This window comes from Pseudomonas sp., from assembly GCF_050739655.1.
Lineage (GTDB): Bacteria > Pseudomonadota > Gammaproteobacteria > Pseudomonadales > Pseudomonadaceae > Aquipseudomonas.
In genome coordinates this window covers 1-7087 of record NZ_JBOIBY010000509.1, presented here as the reverse complement: position 1 = coordinate 7087, position 7087 = coordinate 1, and the positions used below count along the sequence as shown (strand labels likewise).

The 7087-nt window shown below is 59.5% G+C and carries 6 protein-coding genes; 2 read left to right on the top strand and 4 right to left on the bottom strand.

Annotated elements, in window-relative coordinates; genetic code table 11:
- The 4 genes from ACRESJ_RS24190 to ACRESJ_RS24175 form a co-directional block, all read right to left on the bottom strand.
- On the bottom strand, positions 1–961 hold a 961-nt coding region (locus tag ACRESJ_RS24190), incomplete at its 3' end, for an extracellular solute-binding protein (protein WP_431760161.1).
- A gap of 29 nt (positions 962–990) precedes the next feature.
- The gene (locus tag ACRESJ_RS24185; protein ID WP_431760160.1) at positions 991–1779 is read right to left on the bottom strand and encodes an ABC transporter permease; all 789 of its coding nucleotides are present in this window, start codon (positions 1777–1779) and stop codon (positions 991–993) included.
- On the bottom strand, positions 1776–2693 hold the full coding sequence (locus ACRESJ_RS24180) for an ABC transporter permease (RefSeq protein ID WP_431760159.1): 918 nt from the start codon (positions 2691–2693) through the stop codon (positions 1776–1778). The genes ACRESJ_RS24185 and ACRESJ_RS24180 overlap by 4 nt, the downstream gene beginning before the upstream one ends.
- 1 nt (position 2694) lies before the next feature.
- A complete protein-coding gene (locus tag ACRESJ_RS24175) occupies positions 2695–3780 on the bottom strand; it encodes an ABC transporter ATP-binding protein (RefSeq protein WP_431760158.1) in 1086 nt (361 codons plus the stop codon).
- 140 nt (positions 3781–3920) lie between these two features.
- Here ACRESJ_RS24175 and ACRESJ_RS24170 point away from each other — a divergent pair, with 140 nt between their 5' ends.
- Together ACRESJ_RS24170 and ACRESJ_RS24165 are read left to right on the top strand one after the other, a co-directional pair.
- Positions 3921–4610 carry a GntR family transcriptional regulator gene (locus tag ACRESJ_RS24170; RefSeq protein WP_431760157.1) on the top strand — a complete coding sequence of 230 codons (690 nt, stop codon included), beginning with the start codon at positions 3921–3923 and terminating at the stop codon, positions 4608–4610.
- A 264-nt stretch (positions 4611–4874) separates the two neighbouring features.
- Positions 4875–6986 carry an ATP-binding protein gene (locus ACRESJ_RS24165; protein WP_431760156.1) on the top strand — a complete coding sequence of 704 codons (2112 nt, stop codon included), beginning with the start codon at positions 4875–4877 and terminating at the stop codon, positions 6984–6986.
- Positions 6987–7087: the final 101 nt, after the last annotated feature.

Genomic DNA, 7087 nt, shown 5'->3' with positions numbered 1-7087 from the left:
TGATGGCGTCCATGACTCGCCATTTGGCGTCGATCAGCTTGTCGCTCTGGATGCCGTTGGCGTAGGCGATGGCGTTGGACACGGCGGCGGCGTTTTCCGGTTTCATCATCCAGTCGATGAAGATCTTGGCGTTACCAGGATGCGGTGCGCTTTTCGGTACGGCGAAGTTGTCCTGGAACATCGCCACGCCTTCCTTCGGATACACGTACTTGATGGTGCTCTTCTGCAAGGTGGCCCGCGCCGTGGAACCGTTCCAGTTCTGCATCATGATCACTTCGCCTGAGGCCATGCGGTCGACGGTGTTGTCCGAGCTGTACATCTTCAGGAAGGGTTTCTGTTTTTGCAGCAGCTCAAGGATGCGCTTGGCGTCCTGCGGGTTTTCCGTGCATTCGTCGACGTTCAGGTAATGACTGGCGGCGTTGATCACGCTGCTGGAAGTATCGAGCGCGGCGAGTTGGCCTTGCAGTTCCTTGCGCGGTTCGAAGAACTCTTTCCACGATTCGTCGAGCTTGCCGCCAGGTACTCGGGCGCTGTCATAGGAGAACCCGGTGGTGCCCCACAAGTACGGCGCCGAGAACTTGCGGCCAGGGTCGAAGCTCGGGTCGCGGAACGCAGGTTTCACGTACTGGAAGTTGGGCAGGGTTGGCGAGTCGATTTCCAGCAACAGGTTCTGGTTGATCAGGGTGCGCATGATCGACTGCGATGGCACGATCACGTCATAGGCGGCGCCGCCAGCCTGCAGTTTCGCCAGCAGGGTTTCGTTGCTGTCGTAGCCGTCCATGGTGACCTTGATCCCGGTCTCCTTTTCGAACTTGGCCAGCAGGTCGACCGGGTAGTAGTCGGTCCAGTTATAGAAGAACAGCTCCTTGGGCTCGGCGGCCTGGGCGCTGAATGCGGTGAGTGCTGTGAAGCAACTCAAGGCCAGACCGGCTACCGCGAAACCGATGTTTTTCACTTTCATGGGTTTGTTCATAAAAGACGTCTCCAGGCTCATTGTTGTTTGCCGCGCTGTCCCAGCCAGAAGGCCAGCACCACCAGCACGATGGAAATCACCAGCATCAAGGTCGAGATCGCGTTGATCTCCGGCGTCACGCCGGCCTTGATGGCCGAGAAGATGTACACCGGCAGGGTCGTGGAACCGGGGCCGGCAACGAAGAAGGTCATGATGAAATCGTCGAGGCTGACCACGAACGCCAGCACCGACCCGGACAGCACCGCCGGCCACAACAGCGGCAGCGTCACCCGGCGAAACACCTGCCACGGGTTGGCGTACAAATCGTTCGCCGCTTCCAGCAAGCTCTTGTCCAGGTCATTGAGCCGCGCTCGGATCGGCAGGTAGGCGAAGGGAATGCAGAATCCTATGTGCGCGACGATCACCGTCAGCAAACCGAGCTTGATCCCCAGCGCCATGAACAGCAGCAGGGTGGCCACGGCGGTGACGATTTCCGGCAGGATCAGCGGCAGGTTGATCCCGCCCTCGACCATCTTCTGCCCGTAGAACGGCCGGTAAGTCGCCAGCGCCGCGAGCAGGGCAATGGCCGTGGCGCAGACCGTGGCGATACCGGCGACGATGATCGAGTTCAGCGCCGCCGTCTGGATCGACGGGTTGGCCAGGATCCGCCCGTACCAGTCGAGCGAGAACTCGGTCCACACCGTCGCCGAGCGGTTGGCGTTGAAGCTGTAGGCGATCAGCACAAAGATCGGCAGGTACAGATAGGCCAGGATCAGCAGGCTGACTTCACGGGTCAGCGGCAGTTTTTTCAGGTGCAGGGCGATCATGCGGTGGCTCCCCGACGAAGGGTTTTGGCGGCGCTGCGGCTATAGAGTGCGTACAGCACCAGCGACAGCAGCAGGATTCCCAACAGCAGGAACGACAGCGAACTGCCCAGCGGCCAGTTGCGTGCGGTGCCGAACTGTTGCTGGATCAGGTTGCCGATCATCAGCGTCTTGCCGCCACCGAGGATCGCCGGGGTGATAAAGGCGCCCAGGCTCGGCACGAACACCAGCAGGGAACCGGCAATCACACCGGGCATCGACAGCGGCAGAATGATTCGGCGCAACGCGTGCCAGCGATTGGCGCCCAGGTCATAGGCCGCTTCCACCAGACGCCAGTCGAGTTTTTCCAGGGTCGAGTAGATCGGCAGAATCATGAACGGCAGGAAGCTGTAGACCAGCCCGACGCTGACGGCGAAGTCGTTGTAGAGCAGGGTGATGCCACCGGCAGACGGGAACAGGGCATTGAGGCTCTGGGCCATCCAGCCGTGTTCGCGCAGGATGATCAGCCATGCGTAGTTGCGAATCAGCAGGTTGGTCCAGAACGGAATGGTGATCAGCAGCACCATGAGATTGCGACGACGCGGCGTCAGGCTCGACATCCACAGCGCCACGGGAAAGCCGAACAGGAAACACAGCACCGTGGTGCCACCGGCCTGGAACACCGAACGCAGCAACGCCTGGGCGTAGACCCAGTTCAGTTCCAGCTCACCATCAAAACCTTCCTGGAAAAACAGCTGCACGTAGCTTTGCAATTGCCAGTCGGCCTGCCAGTCGACGCCGCCATAGACGTTGCGCGGCAATAGGCTGATGTAGCCCATGATGCCCAGCGGAATGGCGATCAGGGCCAGCAGGGTCAGAACCACCGGGCTAAGCAACAGCGCCCGGTTGAGGGCGGGGGAAGTGCTGCTGACGCTCATCTCAGGCCTCCATCAGCAGACAGGCGTGGGGCGGCAGGTTGACCGCGACGCGATCACCTACTCCACGGCCATGGTTCAGGCCTTCGTTGTTTTCGCGCAGCATGACTTTTATGTCGTTGTTCAAGCGGCATTGGTAAAGCGTCGCGGTACCGACGTACAACACCGCCTCGATCACCCCGCGCAGATGGTGAGGTTGCGCCGGGTCGACCAGTTGCGAACGCTCCGGACGGAACGCCAGTTGCACGTTGCTGCCGTCGATGCCTTGGGGCAGGCAAGGGATTTCCACCGGCATGCCATTGGGAACGAAGATGTTCTGGTTGTGTTGGTCGCGCTTGAGGTGGCCGGGGAGGAAGTTGATATCGCCGATGAACTGGGCGACGAATTGATGCTGGGGCCGCTCATAGATGTCATTGGGCGTGCCGATCTGCAGGATTTTACCGGCCGACATCACGGCGATGCGATCGGACAGGGTCAGCGCTTCTTCCTGATCGTGGGTGACAAAAATGAAGGTAATCCCGGCTTCTTTCTGCACGCGCTTGAGTTCGACTTGCATTTCCTTGCGCAGCTTCAAGTCCAGCGCCGACAACGGTTCATCCAGCAACAGCACTTTCGGTTTCGGTGCCAAGGCCCGGGCCAGAGCCACCCGTTGCTGTTGGCCTCCGGATAATTCCGCCGGCTTGCGCCGCGCCAGATGCTGCATTTGTACCAGCGCCAGCATTTCATCGACACGCTGCGGGATCAGTTCGCGATCAATGCCCTGCATCTCAAGGCCGAAGGCGATATTCTGCGCAACACTCATGTGCGGAAACAGTGCGTAGCTCTGGAACACGGTATTGACCCGACGCTTGAAGGGCGGCAGGTCGTTGACCGGTTCACCGGCCAGACGAATCTCGCCGTCGCTGACGTGTTCGAAGCCGGCGATGGTGCGTAGCAAGGTGGTTTTGCCGCAGCCAGAGGGGCCGAGCAGGGTGAAGAATTCGTTGTCGGCAATGTCGACCGAGACGTTGTCCAGGGCGGGTGCCAAGGTTGGATCGTCTGAATACCGTTTAGAGACGTTACGCACTTCAATTGCAACTGGATGACCCATAATGGTGCATTCCTCTAATTATTGTATGCAAAATCTGGATGCAATTTAGAAATACCCGGATTAACCTGCTCATGCAAGCCCCTTTTTCATGGCTGTCTCGTCGCCATTGATAAGTTGCATAGCGCTATAGGAGTCATCGAATGACGGAAAAGAAATTGGAAACCACGGTCGACCGCGTCTACCAAGGGGTTTACGAGGCGATCAGCAAGCGTTCATTGCGTCCGGGAATGAAGCTGGGCGAGTCGTCGCTGGCCGAACTTTTCAATGTCAGCCGCACGTCGGTTCGGGCTGCGCTCAAGCAATTGGAAGCCGATGGCCTGGTCACGACCGAGCCCAATAAAGGTGCATCGGTGTCATTGCCCAGCGACGAAGAGATTCGTTCGCTGTTCGAAACCCGGCGCTTGATCGAGATCGGCATCGTCAGTGAGCTGTGCCGTCGGCGTGATACCGCTGTGGCCCAGGACCTGCGTGATCACCTGCTGCTGGAAGATGAAGCGCATCAAAGCGGGGACCACGAACGCTTGATCCACCTGCTGGGCGAGTTCCACATCAAGTTGGCCCGCAGCCTGAATAACCCGGTGTTGCTGGACTGGTTCCAGAAGCTCATCTCCCGGGCTTCGCTGTACGCCGCCGCGCTGGATGACGATAGCCACGAAGCTTGTCGCGACGACGAACACCTGCGGTTGATCGAGTACATCGAGGCGGGCAACCAGAGCGCGGCCATCGAGCTGACGTGCATGCATTTGAATGGCATCGAGAAGGCGATTCTCGACGTCGCGGCGACGTTGAAAAGCGGCTACAACCCGCTCAAGCATCTAATCGAGGTGTAATACCCCACACCTCCTACTGTTGATCGTTCCCACGCTCCGCGTGGGAACGCCTCAACGGACGCTCCGCGTTCGGCTCTTGATTGGGACGCAGAGCTGCTCTGGTATGGGACGCAGAGCGTCCCGGGCTGCATTCCCACGCAGAGCGTGGGAACGATCCGTACCGGGTGAAACCGAGGTGATGCGAATCAGCTATACCTCTATGAAACGAATACCGCGTGCAATACTCGAAGCAAACGGGGGTTACTTCCGGGATCAGGCCAACCGATGCAATTTCTTGAGGATAGCCATGGGTGTTGCGGCTGGAGCGGCGAGATGGCCGAGCGTATTCGTGCGTTCGACTGGAGCCGCACCGAGCTGGGACCCCTTGATACGTGGTCCAAAAGCCTGGGCAGCTCGGTGCAATTGATGCTCGCATCACCGCTACCGATGGTGATGCTCTGGGGGCGCCCCGGTTACATGATCTATAACGATGCCTATTCCGAGTTTGCCGGTGGACGTCATCCTTATCTCTTGGGCGCTCCGGTTGAGCTGGGCTGGCCGGAAGTCGCCGAATTCAATCGCCATGTGGTCGATACCTGCCTGGCCGGCGGCACGTTGTCCTATCGCAATAAAGAATTGGTGCTGCTCAGAAACGGTATCCCCGAAGACGTCTGGATGGACCTGTATTACAGCCCGGTGGCCGACGATGAAGGCAAGCCCGGCGGGGTCATGGCGATGGTGGTCGAAACCACCGAACTGGTGATTTCCGAGCGTCTGCGCCAAACCGCAGAAGATGCCTATCGCGCCGATAACGAGCGGGTACGCCTGGCGCTGAATGCCGGAGCCTTGCTCGGCTCATTCGTCTGGGACGTGAAAAACAATGTGTTGAGCGGCGATGAACGTTTTGCCCGCACCTTTTCCTATCCGCCCGGACAGAGCCTTGAGAACCTGCCGCAAGAGGTCGCCGAGGCGCGTATTCATCCTGACGATCATGTTCTGGTTCAGGAGCAAGTCCAGCAATCCATGCAGACCGGTGCACCCTTCAACGCCGAATACCGCGTAATGCGCCCCGACAGCAGCTACCTGTGGGTGCTGGCGAGCGGCGGTTGCGAGTTCAATGAGCAGGGTGAGCCGTTGCGTTTCCCCGGTGTGCTGATCGACATTAATGAACGCAAGACCGCCGAAGAGTCCTTGCTCAAGTTCACCCGCAATCTGGAGCAGCGTGTTGCCGATGAAGTCGAAGCGCGGCTGGTGGCCGAGGAGCAACTGCGCCAGTCGCAGAAACTCGAATCCATCGGCGGCCTTACCGGTGGCGTGGCCCACGACTTCAATAACCTGTTGCAGGTGATCGCCGGCAACCTGCATCTGCTGGCCCGACACGAACCGGACAATGCCAACGTGCAACGCCGGGTCGGCGCATCGATTGCCGCCGTCGAGCGCGGTGCAAAATTGTCTTCGCAGTTACTCGCCTTTGCCCGCCGCCAGCCGTTGTCTCCGGCGATCTGCACGCCACAGCAGATTTTCGACAGCCTTGGCGAGTTGCTACAGCGCGCGTTGGGGGAAACGGTTCTGGTCCATATGACGGCTCCCGCCGAACCCTGGCGGGTGTTTGTCGATCGCAACCAATTGGAAAACGCCATTCTCAACCTGGCAATCAATGCCCGCGATGCCATGAAAGGCGATGGGACCATTGACCTGAGCGCCGACAACATCAGCCTCGACCGGGAGTTCTGCGCAGGCAGAGGCATTGTGGCCGGTGATTATGTGCGGGTCTGCGTGGCCGATACGGGTGGCGGTATGCCGTCGCAAGTACTCGCGCAGGCGTTCGAACCGTTTTTCACCACCAAACCCGAGGGGCAGGGCACGGGGCTGGGGTTGAGCATGGTGTTCGGTTTCGTCAAACAGAGTGGCGGTCATATCGAGATTTCCAGCGCTGTCGGGCAGGGAACACGGGTGGAGTTGTATTTCCCGCGCAGTTTGCGCTCGATGGACGAAGAAACAACCACGCCGGACGTGCAGCCAAGGGGCGGACATGAGCGCGTGCTGGTGGTGGAGGACAACGAGGCGGTGCGTGCGTCGTCGGTCGAGTTGCTGCGCGAGGAGGGCTATCAGGTACTGACCGCCGCCAACGCCGACGTGGCGATGCAAATGTTGCTGGACGGTGTTGAAGTTGACCTGATCTTCACCGACGTGGTGATGCCAGGCCTGATCAAGAGTACAGACCTGGCGGCATGGGCCAAGGTGCAAAATCCTCCGGTGGCGGTGCTGTTCACCTCGGGGCACACCCGTGACATTATCTCGCGCAACCACCAGCTCAGCCCGGATACCCATCTGCTGAGCAAACCCTATGACCCGCAGGCGCTGACCCGAATGGTGCGCACCGTCCTCAAGGGCTGAACAATCCCGCTAATGGTCGGGGTAAAATACGCCTCTGATAGCGTAATGCTGTTCAGTTGAGCTTTTGTAGGAGCGAGCTTGCTCGCGAAAAACATGTAGGC